Origin of the sequence: Moraxella sp. CTOTU47724, from assembly GCF_032014955.1 — a bacterium.
In the GTDB taxonomy this organism is placed as follows: domain Bacteria; phylum Pseudomonadota; class Gammaproteobacteria; order Pseudomonadales; family Moraxellaceae; genus Faucicola; species Faucicola tetraodonis.
Map to the genome: position 1 here is coordinate 1 of NZ_DALZSV010000052.1, position 16,769 is coordinate 16,769.

Genomic DNA, 16,769 nt, shown 5'->3' on the forward strand with positions numbered 1-16,769 from the left:
GCGTTTCATCAAATCAGGATTTTTCACCATAATATTATCGCCCGTACGACCTTGCTGACGGTTATAATAAATCACATTCAAACGCAGCAGCCAAAACGTCACGCCCGCCATGGCAAGCATAATCGGCAATGCCTCTTTCTCATCATCGCTCAAAGCGCGTTTGCTCTCGTACCCTTGTAAAAACGCTTGCATTTTGGCGTCATCAAAATTCACCGCTTCACCATCATTGGCGTTACCCCAAGTGGTGCAAAAATCATTAATGGTAATCGCCACATCCATCACAAAATGTTCAACACTGACCTCGGTAAAATCAAGCAAACCTGTGAGTGTTGGCTGGGTTTCATCACTAAAATCCCACAGCGTGTTATCGGCAAACATGTCCAGATGACATAACCCTGTTGGCAAATTTTTGCTCGCTACGGTTTCGTAGGCTTGCCAAATATCATTAATCAGTTTGGCTTCATCGCTTGGCATAAACTTGGTTTCACGGTCACGCACCAGATGCCAAGGATATAACTCAACGCCATAGTTTTGTGCAGGGGTCAAGGTTTGCAAGGTTTGGTGAAGAACGGCTAAAGCCTCGCCCATTTGACGGCACATATCAGGCGTGGTTGCTTTCGGGTGACCGCCCGAGAGTTTTGGTGAGACCACAATGGCTTTGTTGTCAAAATACAGCAAAAACTCGCCGTTTTTAGCGGCTAGCGGTGCTGCTACGGGTAGCTGGTCTTTCAAGCGGTTTAGGATAATCGCCATTTTTTGAATTTCATGCGGTTTGCGTTCTTCAAACAAGGTAAATACATAAGACGGCTCGCCGGCTTTGTCTGTGGTTGTTTCAATAAACCAATTACTGTTTTTGATACCCTGTGTGATAGGTATGGCTTTGGCAAAATCCACGCCAAATTGTTGGCAAAAATCACTAAATTGTTGGTCAGTCAACTGGGTATATACAGACATAAGGCATCCTTGAAGCGCAGCACACCGATAAAACTGCGGTAATGGCAAAGTAAATTTGATAAACTTACGGCTATTATAGAAGGAAATCGAATATGTTAGCAAAACGAATTATCCCTTGCCTTGATGTTGACAATGGTCGGGTGGTCAAAGGTGTGCAATTTGTCGACATCAAAGACGCGGGCGACCCTGTTGAAGTGGCGCAGCGCTACAACGAACAAGGCGCGGATGAAATCACTTTTTTGGACATCACCGCTACCCATCATGGACGCGACACCACCTACCACACGGTTGAACGCATGGCAGAGACCGTATTCGTACCGCTGACCGTGGGCGGCGGCGTACGTAAAGTCGATGACATTCGTCACTTGCTAAACGCCGGCGCGGATAAAGTATCGATTAATTCAGCGGCGATTTTTAACCCTGAATTTGTCGGTGAAGCGGCAGCACGTTTTGGCAGTCAGTGTATCGTGGTAGCGATTGATGCCAAAAAAGTGGCTGACAATCAATGGGAAATCTTTACCCATGGAGGACGCAAAGCGACTGGTATTGATGCGGTGGCATGGGCGGTCAAAATGGCAGAGTTTGGGGCGGGTGAACTGCTTGTGACCTCGATGGACTCAGATGGTACCAAAAACGGCTATGATATCGCCTTGATGAAACGTATCACAGATAGCGTGAATGTGCCAGTGATTGCCTCAGGTGGTGTCGGTAATTTGCAACACTTGGCAGATGGGGTGCTGCAAGGCGGTGTTGATGCGGTACTAGCGGCGAGTATTTTCCATTTTGGCGAATATACCGTGGGGGAAGCCAAACAGTTTATGGCACAGCAAGGCATTGAAATGCGCCTGTGATTGCGAGCCTTGTGAGAACGATAGTCGCTGGTAATAACTAAAAGCGCACAGCAAAAAATAGCCCAAGCTAGCCAAAACTGCTATGATATTGGCATTTTCGATAATGACTAAATTGCCATGTTTCCACTAATTTTAACTCACCCGCAATGGGATCCTGTCGCTCTGCATTTGGGACCTGTCCAAGCCCACTGGTACGGGCTGATGTATTTACTGGCTTTTGCTGCCGCTTATGCGTTGGCTTGGTATCGCACTAAATCACGCCCAGACTGGAATGCCGACATGGTCGCTGACTTGGTATTTTACGGGGCGATGGGCGTGATTCTAGGCGGTCGTATCGGCTATGTGCTGTTTTATCAATTAAGCGAATTTTTAGCCAATCCGATGTATTTGTTCAAAATCAACCAAGGCGGCATGTCGTTTCATGGGGGATTTTTGGGTGTTGCTATCGCAATGCTATTTTTTGCCCGCAAATATCAAAAGAATATTTGGAATGTGCTAGATTTTATTATTCCCTGCGTGCCAACCGGACTGCTGTTTGGTCGTATTGGCAATTTTATCAATGGCGAATTGTGGGGTCGTGTGTCTGATGGTGGTTACAACTGGCTGATGCTGTTCCCGCAAGCGGTCAATGAAGACAATGAACTGCTCAAACAAACCCCTGCCCTGCAAAACCTTGCGCAAACCTTTATGATTGATGGCAACAATTATTTGTTACTCCCACGCCATCCGTCACAGCTGTATCAGGCTTTTACTGAAGGGGTGGTACTGTTTGTTTTGGTTTGGTGGTTTGCCAGTCGGCCGCGTCCGCGTATGGCGGTTAGTGGTTTGTTTGTGATGGGCTACGGTATTGCACGTTTTATTACCGAATTCTTCCGCCAACCTGATGCTGACCAAGGTTTTATTTTATTAGGGTGGATGACAAAAGGGCAAATCTTAAGCCTACCGATGATTATCGGTGGTTTGGTTTTATTGATTTGGGCGTATAAAAACCAAATCTATGATTGGGGCAGTCAAAAGAATGTGGACTAACAAAGAAAACTAACCAAGGAACTCATCACCCATGATTACGTCAAAGAACGAACAAGCCTATTTGGATTTACTTAAACTGGTGCTAGCCAATGGCATACAAAAAGGCGACCGTACGGGTACCGGTACCATCAGCTATTTTGGCGCGCAGATGCGGTTTGATTTGAATGAGGGTTTTCCACTACTGACCACCAAAAAAATCCATACCAAAAGCGTGATTTATGAGCTGCTTTGGTTTTTAAAAGGCGATACCCACGTCCAATACTTGCAGGACAATGGTGTACGCATTTGGAATGAATGGGCAACCGCCGAGCAAACTGCCCGTTTTGGCAAGCCTGAAGGCGAACTTGGCGCGGTATACGGACACCAGTGGCGCAACTTCGGGGCAAGCAAAAAAGCGGACGGCAGCTACCATTCAGACGGTTTTGACCAAATCAGTTGGGTGGTCAATGAAATCAAAAACAACCCAAACTCGCGCCGTTTGATTGTCTCTGGCTGGAATCCTTTGGAGGCCAACGAAGTGGCCTTGCCCCCTTGTCATACCCTGTTTCAGTTTTTTGTCGCCGATGGCAAATTATCTTGTCAGTTGTACCAACGCTCGGCGGATTTGTTTTTGGGTGTACCTTTTAACATTGCCAGCTATGCCTTGCTTACCCACATGATAGCCCATGTGACCGGGCTTGGCGTCGGTGAGTTTGTGTGGACGGGCGGTGATTGTCATATCTATAACAACCATCTACAGCAAGTGCATGAGCAGCTTAGCCGCGAGCCGTTTGCCCTACCAAAACTTTGGCTCAACCCTGAAGTTACTGACATTTTTGCGTTTGATTTTAACGATATAAAAATTGAAAACTATCAAAGCCATGCCACAATTAAGGCTGAAGTCTCTGTATAAGCTTGCAGCCCAATGCCAAAACTCACAGCAATAAGGATAAATCATGAGTTATTCTAATGTGGAAGTCGCCCAAATCGTGGCGATGAGCCAAAACCGCGCCATTGGCAAAGACAATCAATTGCCTTGGCATATCTCTGAGGACTTGAAACATTTTAAAAAACATACCAATGGCGGTATCGTGATTATGGGTCGCAAGACCTTTGAATCCATGGGCGCAAAACCCTTGCCCAACCGTACCAATTTTGTGATTACCACCAATTTGGACTACCAAGTAGATGATGATGCCGTCATTGTGATGCACAACCTAGATGAAGCACTGACCCAAGCCTCGTCGCTCGCCCATGGTAAAGGTTTGCAAACGATTTGGGTAATTGGTGGCGAAAAAGTCTTCCAACAAGCCCTACTGTTTAGTGATCGCTTAGAAATCACTCAGGTCGATACCGTGATTGACAATGCAGCGGCGTTTTATCCAGAGATTACCAGTGATTTTGTCAAAACATCAGAAAGTGAAAAATTCACGGATGAGCAAAGCGCGTTAAGCTATCAGTTTGTCACTTACCAAAAAGCTTAAGCTTGACAGTGACGACTTAGTGCACAAAAAAACCACGTTATCTAACGTGGTTTTTTTGTGCATACATCAATGTATTATTTTGATTGTTCTTGAGATTTGACCGCTGAAGCAACAGGTGGTGCGATATTTGGGGTGTCACCTGTTTTGGCTTTAATCTCTGCTTTGGCTTCAGCCGTTGAGGCATTACGCGCTTCAATGGTCGATGTCTTTGCAGTAGCCGTTGGTGCAGAAGATGGCGTCATAGAGGCATTGTCTGGGCTGGCAACCGTGGCGTTTGGACCTGTTGCGGTGTCTGCATTGGCAGTGGCGGTGGTGGTTTCACCTGCCGCAGGTGAGGTTGCCGCAGGCGTCGAACCCGCTGGTTTGGCAGCGGCGGCAGCAGATGCGGCGGCTTTGGCTTCCACTTCAGCATTGAGTTTTGCAACGTCAACGTGGTTACCAGCAGGGCGAACAATTGCTGAAATAAGGATTAATAAAACCACGCCTAGAAACGCTAAAACGCCAATTAAAGAATAACTAAGTTCTTTTTTGACATTGTTTTCCACGACTTCATGATGAGCCATCGTAAACCTCACTGTAAATCATTGGGGCAAGAGTTGTTGAATCTAAATGAATTCAAATCTAATTTATAACTATTATACGGAACTTTGTAACCATTATATACTAAATTTTTGCAATTGGTGACAAAACCTTACTGCATCTAAGGTTTTTAACGTGTTTTACGAACCAGCCAACTAATCAGTAGCAATAGCGCTGCCAGTGCTAAGATAGGGTAACTACCCCAGCGCATAAATGGCGTATTACCAACGCGCGATTGGATCTCACCCCGTAGCACCGTGCGTTCAAATGCTGGCGCTTTGGCAACAATATTGCCTTTATCATTGATAATGGCGGTCACGCCAGTATTGGTCGCGCGCATAAACCAGCGACCGGTTTCAATCGAGCGCATTTGCACCATTTGTAGATGCTGTAATGGACCTGCCGATGTGCCAAACCAAGCATCATTGGATACCGTCAATAAAAAGTCGGTATTTTTGGCATTGCGGCGGGTGGTATCAGGATAGGCGACTTCATAACAAATCGCCACCCCGACTGGGTGGTTTTTGACTTGCAAGGGCGCTTGGTGCGCAGACCCACTGCGAAAACTCATGGTGCCGCCCATCAAGTTTGGTAATGCCCAATCTAACATACCTTCAAACGGGATATATTCGCCCACGGGTACCAAATTTTGTTTCTTGTATAAGCCTTTGGCATCGGCGCCCAAAGCAATCACACTGTTGTAAAATGGCTCGTATTTATCAACTTTTGGGTCGTATTCATTGACATCCACATACGGAATACCGGTGAGCCATGCGCTATTGCTTTCGCGGGCTTGGGCAGCAATTTGGCTGATAAAGGGCATGGCGTCGGTCTGAAACATCGGAATTGACGACTCTGGCCATAAGATAATGTCCTGCCCCCATTCCGTTTTACTTAAGCCTGCATAGATACCCAGTGTTTGGATTTGGTACTCTTGCAGCCATTTTAAGTCCTGCGGAATATTGCCTTGTACTAAAGAGACTTTTAGATTTGGTGTGCCTTTGGGGGTCGTCCATTGCGGGGCAATAAGCCACAGCGCCACGCTTACTAGTAACATCACAGACGAGGGAATTAAAAAACGGTATTTTTTTCGCGCCGCTTCCACCAAACTGGCTGAGACGAACACCGATACAAAGCTCAGCGCCAACACCCCAAAAATTGGGGCAAGGCTCGTCAGCCAAGGTTGCGCTGTATAAGCATAGCCTACAAATAGCCAAGGAAAACCTGTAAATAGCCAGGTCTTTAACCACTCTTGTACCACCCATAATGACGCAAAGCTTAAGGGCTGTTTTGCCACAAAGCGATTAAAAATGACCGCCAAGGCACCATGAAACAATCCCATACCCAAGCCAACAAAACCAATCATCAGCAAGGCTAACAAGGTAGGCGTATCACCATAAGTATGAATCGAGGTAAACAACCAAAATGCGCCCACGCTCCACAATCCCATGCCATACATTTCACCAAGCCAAAACGCCCGCCAATTTGACATTGTGGGCAATAATAGCCAATACAGCACCAGTGGCGACAACAGTGCCACTATCCAAAACTCATAAGGCGCTAACGCAAAGACAAATGTCGCACCCGCAAGCCAAGCCAGCACCAGTTTAGGTAACAGGGGCTGTTTGGTATTTGCAGATTTGGCACTATCGTGATGAGATTGTACAGAAAGTTGCTTTTTTAGGGACTGGGTAGTAAGACGCATTGGCGAGTATTGCCTTTAGGGTTAAACGGTTTTGCAAACATAAGTAATGGGACTAATCGTCGAGCTGATTATACCCTTTAACCAGTTCAATTTCTTGGATAAATCGACCATCTGCTGACAATACCGTCAAACGACAATCGTCAATAAAGACGGTTTGACCCAGCACTTCATTGACTTCGCCAAGCTCTTGCATGACCAGTCCGCCCATACTGGCGACATCCTCACTATCAAAGTGGGTACCTAACTGTTCATTACAGTCTGAGACTGAGGTGATGGATTGCACAATCCATGTGTCAGGCTGATTGGGCACAGGCACTATATGATTGATATCGGTATCTTCTTCGATGTCGTCATGCTCATCGATGATATCACCGACAATTTCTTCGAGTAAGTCTTCCATCGTCACCACGCCTGATGCCACCCCAAACTCATCGATGACGATTGCCATATGAATTTGATTTTTTTGAAACAGACGCAGCAGGTTGTCAGAACGCGCAGTTTCACTGATATAAATTGGCTGACGTACAATTGCCTCAAGATTGAAATGGTCAATGTTTTGACCTTGCGCCTTGGCGACCAAAAACGGAATCAAATCTTTGGCAAGTAAGATACCCATTACCGTGTCTTTGTTGTCATCGATAAATACAGGATAACGCGAGTGGGCAGTTTCCATATAGAGCGACATGATATCTTGCAAGTTTTGGTGCTGGGTGATGCCTGCAACGTGGCTGACAGGGGTCATGATTTCTCGCACTTGAATAGCGGGTAAATCTAAGACTCCCTCTAACATATCGACGGTGTCGGGCGCCAAAAATCGACGCGAATCATGTACCAATTTGACTAGTTCATCACGGGTTTCAGGGGCGGTGGATAGCCAGCGTTTCAGACCGCGTGACCAGCTACTGCCTTGCTGTTTGTTTGACAGGTGTGAACTCGAATTGTCGTCTGACATAGCCGACGAGACCCTCATATGGCGAAAGATTTTTTTACCTTACCTTAAGCCCATGATGATTGCAATGGTATTTTTCTTAATTTTATTGTATTTATTGGCTGATTTTACCCATCCATCAGCGTGCTCGGTGCTAGTAAAGCCTCGAATAAACAAGCACTATTGGCGAATCCAATGAATCACCCGTTCTTCTTGCTCTAGCTCAGAGACCTCTGTTTCAGACTGACAGCGTCCCGCCACGCTGATATTTTTTTGGCGCATCATGGCTTGTGTCACGGCGGCATCTTGAGTGAGCAATAAATGCCAGCTTGGCAGTGGTTGCCCGTAGTACAAGCGCTTGTAGGCGCAGCTTGCCGGTAGCCAGTACATCTCGCCAATGTTATCGATGGTTAGGCTGATGCAGTCGGGCACATAGTCGCGCCTTGTTGGGTAATGTTGGCAAGCCCCTGTGGCACAATCAAGCAGTCGACAGGCGACATCACTGTATTCAACTTCATCGGTGTCATCGTCTTTAAACTTAATCAAACAACACGCCCCACAGCCATCACACAAGGCTTCCCATTCAGCTTGGGTCAATTGTTCTAACGAAAATCGCTCCCAAAATTGCGGGCGTAAGGTAACAGATTGGCTCATTATGTTTTCAACTTTTGGCTTGTATAAAACAGTGACAGTATTATAACGGAAAATGCGATGATTTCAGTATACAGTAATGCCTGTATTAACCGTTGCACTGACTTGCCACGCTCTGAGTAGCGTATAAAGTAGCGTATAAAGTAGCGTATGAATCTAGCGTTTTTATAACGCCAGTGTCTTATAACAAAAGCAACCAATCATATCATTTACCATAACATAAGGATTTATGATGCCAATTCAAATTTTACAACTCGAATCTACCACCACCGATGGCGTGGAGCTCAAAAGCTATGTCTGTCTACCAGAATCAGCGAGCCACGATAACCCTGCCCCAGGGATTTTGGTGGCGCCTGAATGGTGGGGCGTGGTTGAGCACCCACAAAAAGTCACTGAGCGTTTAGCCGAAGCGGGTTTTGCTGCCGTCGCCATGGATGTGTATGGCGAAGGTAAACTGACCACAGATGCCGCCCAAGCCAATGAATGGATGAGCCAAATGCTCGCTGACCAAGACATGTTGATGGCGCGCTGTAAACTCATTATGGATGACTTTACCGACCTTGAAGCGGTTGACAAAAACCGTCTGGGTGCGATTGGGTTTTGCTTCGGCGGCAAAATCGCCTTAGACATGGCGCGTGAAGGTTTCCCACTTAAAGCAGTGGCGACTTTCCACGGCAACCCTACCCCAAAACAACCGGCACAAAAAGGCAAATTTACCGCTAAAGTGTTGGTGGCACATGGTGAAGCCGATAGCATGGTGTCGATGGATGCGATTGAAGGACTAAAAAAAGAGCTGGATAACGCCGATGTAGAGTACACAGTCGATGTGTACGAAGGCGCCAAACACGGCTTTACCAATCCTAATGCTGACAAACGCGCCGAAGAAAATGGCGTGGATTTGGGCTATGATGCGGATGCGGCAAAAGCCAGCTGGGATGAAATGATTGCGTTTATGCAAGACAATCTTGTATAACATATGCCAGTTGCATCCTAACAGCAAAAGCAATATCCCTCATGATATTGCTTTTTTTATGTCTATGTCCCAGTTTTAGTCAAGATTTTTAGCCATCTTATCAGTCAGTATTGAATCCCAAATAGAAAGTCTTATATAGCTATCACGATAGTAACCCGATGGTGAATCTTGAACGCACATCCGAATACAAACCCCTCAACGATGCAAAGTCCCAATCAGCACTTAAGCCACAACCATACCCAAGCGCATACCGAAACGCAGCTTGATAGTTTTGCACCGCGTATTTTGACCTGGTTTGACCATAGCGGGCGTCATGATTTGCCGTGGCAGCAGCATCAGCTTGACACACCAAACCCCTATCCGGTGTGGTTATCTGAAATTATGCTACAGCAGACCCAAGTGGCGACGGTAATTCCTTATTTTGAGCGATTTATGGCAAGTTTTCCCACCGTGCAGGATTTGGCAAGCGCATCTTGGGAGCAAGTCGCTGAGCACTGGGCAGGACTGGGTTACTATGCACGTGCGCGCAACCTGCATAAAGGTGCCAAGCAGCTGGTGGATATCATCGAGCAAACTGGCAAATTTCCGCAAACGGTTGCCCACTGGGAGCAGATTTCAGGGGTAGGTAAATCTACGGCAGGTGCGATTGTGGCGATGGGTGTCAGAGCTGACCAATATGGCGGTGACAGAGGAGTGATTTGCGATGGTAATGTCAAACGTGTGCTGACCCGTTGGGCGGGTATTGACGGCGATATCACCAAAACTGCCACAACCAAAGCGCTTTGGCAACTTGCCGAGCGCCTAACACCGACCCGTGACAGCGGCCACTACGCCCAAGCGATGATGGATATGGGGGCGACGCTATGCACCAAAGCCAAACCTGCCTGCCTACTGTGTCCCGTGCAAGCCGACTGCGTGGCAAATGCCCAAGGCATGCAAAGTTTTTATCCGGTAAAAAGTAAAAAATCGCCCAATCCGTCTAAGTTTTCGCTAGCGTTAAAGCTGGTTTGCGATGACAAAACCTTGTGGCTACAACGTCCTGACACTGGGATTTGGGGTGGACTGTGGTGTTTACCATTGGCCTTTGTCAAAAAACAACAGGGGGCAAAAGATACAGGCGCGCCGCTACTGGCAACCTGGCAGCAAGAGGCGACGTTTGAAGCAGAATACAATATCGCTGAGCAGATTATTTTTGAGTTTTTACAAGCCGAGCAGCTGCTAAATATCGAGCAGGTTAATTTAGATAGTACTGATACTGTCAAACATAGCCTCACCCATTTTCATTGGTTTTTGACCCCCCTCACCATGACGCTGACGATTGACCAGGGTATGCGGCTGACGCAAACACTGCAACAAGCGCTGCAAACGCTGTCATGGGTAGATGATTCAGCGCAAAACAGCTTAGCCAAACCGAAAGCCATGCAGCTATTGGCGAGTGGTTAAGGCTTGTAAAATTGTCGCAGGCATTAAGTCAGGGATGATAGTTATGTTAAGATTAGCCTGCTGCAATAACATTTGCTCTGCAATACGCGACTGCAATACCAAATAATAACAGCTGGCAACCATGTCAGTGCCTGCTGTTAGTTGTTGCCAGTTTTGCCAGGCGGTCAAACTTGAGATGAGTACAATGATGGGTTGGTTGTGGGTCTGCGTTTGCTGCCAAACCGCGAATGCTTGGGTGGTTGCGCTTGGTAGAACCCGTTGGTAAAAGTTTAGCAAATGTACTTGCACACCTTTTGCCGCCAATGTATCTGCCAATAATTCTCGTCCGCCGATGCCGCGCCATACCTGCAAACAATCGCCTTTGCCAAGCGCTTGGATTACCGGCAAATTCAATAGCCCTTCATTGTTTTGCGCGCGTTTTTCACCGGGAAAAGTAACGGTAGGCGCTGGCAACTCTGTGAGCTGCTGCCAGGTCTGATTAAAGTAATTTGCGGTTTTGTCACCCACCGCAACCCATGTAATCTTTTTGGACAATTCCGTTAGCTTGACCAAGGTGGCAAGCCTCGCTAAGCCATACTTTACTGCCGCTTCACTGACTAGCACCACCACTTGATAACGGTCAATTGTTTGTAAAACTGCCCGCTCTGCCACTGTCAACGGCTTTTCTACCAATGCCAACAGCGGCAGCTCAATCACTTCAACGCCATGCTGGCGCAAAAATAGACTTAGTGCCTTGGCTCGATGATCGGGTCTGGTATTGATAAATTGCATGGCTATGCGTATCATTCAATATCAGTGGTCTTGATAAATCTGCGCCAAGATTTTGTCCGCACCTTGTGCAATGAGCGCTTCAGCCACCACCACGCCCATGGCTTCGGCAATTTGCTCAGACTCCCGTACGTCATCAACTAACGCGTTATGATGCTCGGCTTTTAACAAGGTTTTACCATCTACACTGCCGACACGACCCTGTAAATAAATTTGTCCATCTTGAATGGTAGCAAAGCCTGCAATCGGCACTTGGCAACCACCCTGCAAATGACGATTCATGGCGCGTTCTGCCATCACGCATAGACGGCTTGGCTCGTCATTGAGCGGTTTTAGTAGTGCCAGCACATCGGCATCATCACTTCGGCATTCAATGGCAAGCGCACCTTGTCCGACCGCTGGCAGACTGATATGCGTATCAAGTTCATGGCGAATACGATCGGTAAGCCCCAAACGCGTCAAGCCACTGGTTGCCAAAATAATGGCATCATACTCACCTGCATCTAGCTTGGCTAAGCGCGTGCCTACATTGCCGCGTAGGCTGATAATCTCTAAGTCAGGACGATATTGCTGGATTTGGCATTGACGCCGTAAACTTGATGTACCAAGTTTAGCGCCTTGTGGCAACGCATCTATACTCTCATAGTGATTTGATATAAAGGCATCGGTTGGCTGCTCACGCTCACAATATGCGCCAAGCGTCAGACCTTCAGGGAGCACCATGGGTACGTCTTTGAGCGAATGCACGGCGATATCGGCACGTTTTTCATATAAGGCTTGCTCAAGCTCTTTGACAAACAGACCTTTTCCACCGATTTTCGCCAGCGGGGTATCCAGGATTTTGTCGCCTTTGGTGACCATCGGTACTAGATTGACGGTCAGGCTTGGGTACAACGCTTGCAACCGCGCTTGGATGTGTTCGGCTTGCCACAATGCAAGCGGGCTTTGGCGAGTGGCGATATTTAAAGTGGTTAACGTAGTCATAGCAGTATCTTTTTTAGCAAGCAATAAAATGCCTAACTCTCTAAGCTAGGCATTTGTCAGATGGATATCTGTCATTGATTCAGCGAGTTAGCCATCAGTATAGCAAAATGTCAGGATAATTTCTCTGACTACTCGCTAAAGCATAGGGAAACATGCGAAAGACTACGCTACTACGCTACATTGATTGGATTTTATCGCGTAATAATGGCAAATGACGGCGGCTGACGGCAAGCTTGTCAGGCAAACCTTTGAAACGTACTTGGTACTGACCTTGGTCAATCGCTTCAAGCATTTCTAGGTAGTTAACATTGATTAACGCATTGCGATGGATACGAAAGAACGCATCCCCAAATTCTTGTTCAAGCTCTTTGAGGGTTTCATCAATTAAAACCGTGCCGCCTTTATGACGGATTTGCACGTATTTTTGGTCCGCTGTAAAGTAATAGATATCTTGCAGCGCAATCAGCTCCACCCCGCGATGGGTACGCGCCGCAATATGCTGACGATTTGACTGTGCTAACGGGTCTTCTAATCGACTGATTTCATTGAGCTGTGCATTACTAAGCAATGACGCTCTCGATAGTACCTGTAACAACTCTTCTTTGTTAGCAGGCTTTAGCAAATAGCCAATCGCGTGTGCTTTGAATGCGGCAATCGCATAATGGTCGTACGCGGTCACAAAAATAATGGCTGGTGGATTTTTAAGTTCATTGAGCTCTTTGGCGCAGCGGATACCATCCATTTCTGGCATACGAATGTCTAACAAAATTACATCGGGTGCGGTTTCTTTGACTTTTGCAATGGCCTCAATACCTGTGGCTGCCTGTGCAACAACCTCATGTCCTTCTTCTCTTACGATGCGTGTTAGCCTCTCTCGGGCCAATGGCTCATCGTCACAGATCACAACTCTCATTGTTTACTCCTTTGCTCCTTTGAGGTCAAAAACACCTGTATTTGACCCTACAAGTCTTACTTTCTTCACAATCTAATGCCAAATCCAACACAACCGCTTAGTGAGCAATCAAACACTCATAAAATACCGCTTAACTGATTAGATAAACTAATAAACGCATTGTTTTAAGTAGACGCAAATTAATATACCATAGTTTGTTAGATAAAATGTGAAATGCCGCGTCAGATTGGTGACTTTTTTATGCCAATTCCGACTAACAAAATGACTGGGCTAAAAAGCCGCGACATCTTTGAGGGGATAACGAATTTGAGTCACTAACAAATGTCCAGATAATTCAAAGTGAATGCTGGCTTCATGACCAAAGTACTGACGTAAAATTGCCAGTTGACTGTTAAACTGCAGTTTTTGGTGAATATCTTGACAAATCAGCTGATACGTCGTGGTCGGCAGCTCAATTTCGACATCAATTTTGGCAACATCGTTTTGCCAATCGATACTAATAATAATGTGAATGGGGTCGGTGCTGTTTTCAACAATCAGTACGATCAGTTTTTCAATCACTATTTGTAGCGATAACGAGGTAATCACCATGTCATAGAGCAAATCTTCATCGGGCAAATGCCAAGTTACTTTCAGCTTTTTATCAAAACGGTATTTTTCGATGCTCAAATAGCTTTCGCATAGCGCCATCTCATCAAGTAGCGCAATCTCACGCGTCTCATCAAAGCTCACCCGATACAGATTTGAGATATGACAAATCATTCTCTCGGCTTCATACGCATCGGTTTCTATCAGATATTGCATAGTATTGAGTAGGTTAAAGAAAAAATGCGGGGTGATACGCGCCTTTAACTGCTCGTTTTGCTCGATGAGTTTTTGTTGGTTACGCAGTTCAGCGCGGCGAATATTTTGATACTGTATCTCAAAAAAAGTGAGCAGCACCGCTATCATCAAAAAAGCACATAAAGTATTCACCAGGGTTTCTAGTATCAGCGTATTTAAACTGACTTCATAGCCCAGTGTGAAAAATAACAGCAACCGACCTAGCAAACTCAGTACCGGCACGATAATAAACGAGGTCGATAGCAGATAGGCGGTGATTTGTTTTGAACGCCAATTAAATTCTCTGAATTTTTTGGCAGAATTCGCCAAAAAAATCATTTCACCCGTCACAACTAAGCTAGTAATCACCACCGTTTCAATGCTATGACGGATAATCAAACTGATATCATGGGTAAAAGTTAACAGCGTTACAATCGAAACCAGTGAATAAAACGCAATATAGCTTACCCACAGTTTGATGGTCTGTTTTTCGCTCAGATTGGGCAGGAAAAAAGTGCTGGTGAGCGGCTCTTTAATCCGCTTGAGTGAAATTTGTGAGGTATCCTCAGTTTTTGCTATACTAGCCCTAGATTTTGCAGAGGGAATTAGCAGCTCTAGCAATCTCATTGTCTTTATTCCTTTCACACTTACACAAAAAATGGACGTATTATGAGCAATCAAATTTCCGCTGATTCTAGCACATCTAGTATGTGGGGTGGACGTTTTAGCGAAGCCACTGACAGTTTTGTCGCTGAATTTACCGCGTCTGTCGGATTTGACCAACGTTTTGCCAATCAAGACATCGCAGGCTCGATTGCTCATGCCACCATGCTTGCTAAAGCGGGGATTATTACCGAGGCAGACAAAGACCAAATCGTTGGCGGTTTGACCCAAATCAAACAAGAAATCGCCGATGGCAAATTTGTTTGGTCAGTGGCGCTTGAAGACGTGCACATGAATGTGGAGTCTCGTCTGACCGCTATTATTGGCGATGTCGGCAAAAAACTACATACAGGGCGTAGCCGTAATGACCAAGTTGCAACCGATATCCGTTTATATCTGCGTGACCAAACCGATATTATTTTAGGATTACTAAAACGTCTACAAACGGGCTTACTGGATTTGGCAAGCCAGCATACCGACACTATCATGCCAGGCTTTACCCATCTGCAGACCGCGCAGCCTGTCAGTTTTGGTCATCATGTGATGGCATGGTTTGAGATGCTAATGCGTGATAGCGAGCGCTTGATTGATGGTCGAAAACGTATCAACCAAATGCCCCTAGGCGCCGCAGCGCTGGCAGGTACGACTTATCCGATTGAGCGCGAATTTACTGCCGAGCTTTTGGGTTTTGAAGGGATTTGTCAAAACTCATTAGATGCCGTATCCGACCGTGATTTCGCCATTGAATTTGCCAGTAGCGCAAGCCTGTTAATGATGCACTTGTCGCGTATGAGTGAAGAAATCATCTTGTGGATGTCAGCGCAATTTGGGTTTGTGGTCGTCCCGGATCGTTTTTGCACGGGCTCATCGATTATGCCACAAAAGAAAAATCCCGATGTGCCAGAGCTGGTACGAGGTAAAGCCGCACGCGTGTTTGGCGATATGATTACCCTATTGACATTGATGAAAAACCAACCGCTGGCTTACAACAAAGACAACCAAGAAGATAAAGAGCCACTATTTGACGTGGTAGATACTGTAACCGGCTCTCTACTTGCTTTTGCTGATATGCTACCAAACTTGATTCCAAACAAAGAAAATATGCGTGCCGCGACCATGAAAGGTTATGCGACCGCCACCGATTTGGCGGATTATCTAGTGCGTAAAGGCTTAGCCTTCCGCGACGCGCATGAAGTAGTGGGTAAAGCAGTAGCATTAGGTGTGCAAAAAGGCGTGGATTTGAGTGAATTATCGCTCGATGAGCTTCAAGGCTTTAGCGACTTAATTGGTGAGGACGTGTTTGAATATCTGACCCTTGAAGGCTCGCTCAATGCCCGTAACCACATCGGCGGTACAGCGCCCAATCAAGTCAAAATGGCGATTGAGCGTGGGCGTCAGCGTATCGAACAATTAGGTCATTAATATGCCAAAACTGTTCTCGTATGGCACATTACAACAAGAAAATGTACAGCTTGCTACCTTTGGGCGTACACTGGTGGGTAGTAAAGACCAACTCATTGGCTACCAGTTGGGTGAAATTGAAATCACCGATGACGATGTGGTCGCCAAAAGTGGCAAACGTTTTCATCCGATACTACTTAAAACCAATAACCCAACCGACAAAGTGGCAGGTGTGATTTTTGAGATTACCGAGGATGAGCTTGCCCAAGCCGACCGCTACGAAGTCGATGCCTACGCACGAGTAGAAGGTCACTTTGACAGTGGTGCTACTGCTTGGATTTATGCCGATGCTAGCGACACAGCCTAGCAACTATTAAAAGGATAACAAATGGAAACTTATAACCCCGCTGACCACATGGTCATGTGCCGTAAATACAAACAAAAGCTACCCAAAATGCCAAAACCACCGTTCCCAAACAAGCTTGGCGAAGAATTGCAAAACACCGTGTCAGCCAAGGCGTGGAACGAATGGCTAGAGCACCAAACCATGCTCATCAATGAGAATCACTTAAGCATGATTGACCCAGAAGCCAAAAAATTTATTACCGAGCAGCGCAATAAATTTTTGGATAATGAAGACTA

Annotated in this window: 18 protein-coding genes; 9 read left to right on the forward strand and 9 right to left on the reverse strand. The window is 46.2% G+C overall.

Annotated features, from left to right (window positions below; genetic code table 11):
• A partial coding sequence (locus RTR63_RS09510) for a homoserine kinase (RefSeq protein WP_312523922.1) occupies positions 1 to 954 on the reverse strand: 954 nt, incomplete at its 3' end.
• 92 nt (positions 955 to 1,046) lie between these two features.
• Between RTR63_RS09510 and hisF the strand changes: the two genes are divergently transcribed.
• From hisF to RTR63_RS09530, 4 genes are all read left to right on the forward strand, one after another.
• Positions 1,047 to 1,805, forward strand: coding sequence for an imidazole glycerol phosphate synthase subunit HisF (gene hisF / locus RTR63_RS09515; RefSeq protein ID WP_312523923.1), 759 nt, complete (start codon positions 1,047 to 1,049; stop codon positions 1,803 to 1,805).
• Between the two features lie 129 nt (positions 1,806 to 1,934).
• Positions 1,935 to 2,834, forward strand: a complete 900-nt coding sequence (gene lgt, locus RTR63_RS09520) for a prolipoprotein diacylglyceryl transferase (RefSeq protein ID WP_309596956.1) — start codon at positions 1,935 to 1,937, stop codon at positions 2,832 to 2,834.
• Positions 2,835 to 2,865: 31 nt separating this feature from the next.
• A complete protein-coding gene (locus tag RTR63_RS09525) occupies positions 2,866 to 3,726 on the forward strand; it encodes a thymidylate synthase (protein ID WP_095356690.1) in 861 nt (286 codons plus the stop codon).
• A 43-nt stretch (positions 3,727 to 3,769) separates the two neighbouring features.
• A complete protein-coding gene (locus RTR63_RS09530; protein ID WP_312523924.1) occupies positions 3,770 to 4,297 on the forward strand; it encodes a dihydrofolate reductase in 528 nt (175 codons plus the stop codon).
• 74 nt (positions 4,298 to 4,371) lie between these two features.
• Here RTR63_RS09530 and RTR63_RS09535 read toward each other — a convergent pair whose 3' ends face one another.
• The 4 genes from RTR63_RS09535 to RTR63_RS09550 form a co-directional block, all read right to left on the reverse strand.
• Positions 4,372 to 4,860, reverse strand: a complete 489-nt coding sequence (locus tag RTR63_RS09535; RefSeq protein ID WP_065253848.1) for a hypothetical protein — start codon at positions 4,858 to 4,860, stop codon at positions 4,372 to 4,374.
• A gap of 146 nt (positions 4,861 to 5,006) precedes the next feature.
• A complete protein-coding gene (gene lnt, locus RTR63_RS09540; RefSeq protein ID WP_312523925.1) occupies positions 5,007 to 6,581 on the reverse strand; it encodes an apolipoprotein N-acyltransferase in 1,575 nt (524 codons plus the stop codon).
• A gap of 52 nt (positions 6,582 to 6,633) precedes the next feature.
• Positions 6,634 to 7,533 carry a CBS domain-containing protein gene (locus RTR63_RS09545; RefSeq protein WP_312523926.1) on the reverse strand — a complete coding sequence of 300 codons (900 nt, stop codon included), beginning with the start codon at positions 7,531 to 7,533 and terminating at the stop codon, positions 6,634 to 6,636.
• 156 nt (positions 7,534 to 7,689) lie between these two features.
• Positions 7,690 to 8,163, reverse strand: coding sequence for a YcgN family cysteine cluster protein (locus RTR63_RS09550; protein ID WP_060996010.1), 474 nt, complete (start codon positions 8,161 to 8,163; stop codon positions 7,690 to 7,692).
• A gap of 229 nt (positions 8,164 to 8,392) precedes the next feature.
• On the opposite strand from RTR63_RS09550, the gene RTR63_RS09555 reads away from it, so the two are divergent.
• Positions 8,393 to 9,133, forward strand: coding sequence for a dienelactone hydrolase family protein (locus tag RTR63_RS09555; protein WP_312523927.1), 741 nt, complete (start codon positions 8,393 to 8,395; stop codon positions 9,131 to 9,133).
• Between the two features lie 201 nt (positions 9,134 to 9,334).
• Positions 9,335 to 10,576, forward strand: coding sequence for an A/G-specific adenine glycosylase (gene mutY / locus RTR63_RS09560; protein WP_409418208.1), 1,242 nt, complete (start codon positions 9,335 to 9,337; stop codon positions 10,574 to 10,576).
• Here the strand turns inward: mutY and RTR63_RS09565 are convergent.
• The 4 genes from RTR63_RS09565 to RTR63_RS09580 form a co-directional block, all read right to left on the reverse strand.
• A complete protein-coding gene (locus RTR63_RS09565; protein WP_312523931.1) occupies positions 10,559 to 11,347 on the reverse strand; it encodes a uroporphyrinogen-III synthase in 789 nt (262 codons plus the stop codon). The two genes, mutY and RTR63_RS09565, sit on opposite strands and share 18 nt — an antisense overlap.
• Before the next feature lie 21 nt (positions 11,348 to 11,368).
• A complete protein-coding gene (hemC, locus tag RTR63_RS09570; RefSeq protein ID WP_312523932.1) occupies positions 11,369 to 12,328 on the reverse strand; it encodes a hydroxymethylbilane synthase in 960 nt (319 codons plus the stop codon).
• 175 nt (positions 12,329 to 12,503) lie between these two features.
• Entirely contained in the window at positions 12,504 to 13,241 is a 738-nt protein-coding gene (locus RTR63_RS09575) for a LytR/AlgR family response regulator transcription factor (protein WP_203172471.1), read from the reverse strand.
• A gap of 270 nt (positions 13,242 to 13,511) precedes the next feature.
• A complete protein-coding gene (locus tag RTR63_RS09580) occupies positions 13,512 to 14,690 on the reverse strand; it encodes a histidine kinase (RefSeq protein WP_312523933.1) in 1,179 nt (392 codons plus the stop codon).
• 81 nt (positions 14,691 to 14,771) lie between these two features.
• Between RTR63_RS09580 and argH the strand changes: the two genes are divergently transcribed.
• The 3 genes from argH to RTR63_RS09595 all read left to right on the forward strand — a co-directional run.
• Positions 14,772 to 16,148 (forward strand): argininosuccinate lyase, encoded by a 1,377-nt coding sequence (gene argH, locus RTR63_RS09585; RefSeq protein WP_179286592.1) that lies wholly within the window; start codon positions 14,772 to 14,774, stop codon positions 16,146 to 16,148.
• A gap of 1 nt (position 16,149) precedes the next feature.
• Positions 16,150 to 16,494 (forward strand): gamma-glutamylcyclotransferase family protein, encoded by a 345-nt coding sequence (locus tag RTR63_RS09590; protein WP_007115981.1) that lies wholly within the window; start codon positions 16,150 to 16,152, stop codon positions 16,492 to 16,494.
• Between the two features lie 21 nt (positions 16,495 to 16,515).
• The coding region (locus RTR63_RS09595) for an oxidative damage protection protein (RefSeq protein ID WP_312523935.1) at positions 16,516 to 16,769 on the forward strand (254 nt) is incomplete at its 3' end.